Origin of the sequence: Leucobacter sp. M11 (genome assembly GCF_035726885.1) — a bacterium.
GTDB lineage: Bacteria > Actinomycetota > Actinomycetes > Actinomycetales > Microbacteriaceae > JAPFRB01.
This window is the reverse complement of sequence record NZ_JAPFRB010000002.1, coordinates 560323-560630: the sequence shown is the minus strand read 5'-3', so window position 1 is coordinate 560630 and position 308 is coordinate 560323. Positions and strand designations below refer to the sequence as shown.

Here is a 308-nt window from a genome sequence, read left to right as displayed (position 1 = left end):
CGGTGTCCGTGACCGCCACGAAGGCCGGGAAGGTGCCGGTGACCGCGACGGTTGCCGGGGCTGAGCTGCGGCGCAGCCCAGGCACGGTGTCCTTCGTTGCCGGTGATCCCTCGCTGGGGAAGAAGGGGACGAGCTGGCTGAAGGTCTCCGGCGGGGACCGGGTCGCTGACGGCACGCAGTCGCACACCGCGACCGCCAGAGTCATGGACGCGAACAAGAACCCGATTGCGGGGGCGACGGTCCAGTTCTCGGTTCCCGCGAACTCGGGTGCCTCTCTGAGCGCGACGAGCGCGAGGACGAACGCGCAG

General features: G+C 70.1%; 1 protein-coding gene. It reads left to right on the top strand.

The window, feature by feature from the left end; all coding sequences use genetic code 11:
* Positions 1–308, top strand: a 308-nt coding sequence (locus OOT08_RS07020; protein ID WP_325091883.1) for an Ig-like domain-containing protein, incomplete at both ends; no start/stop codon positions are given.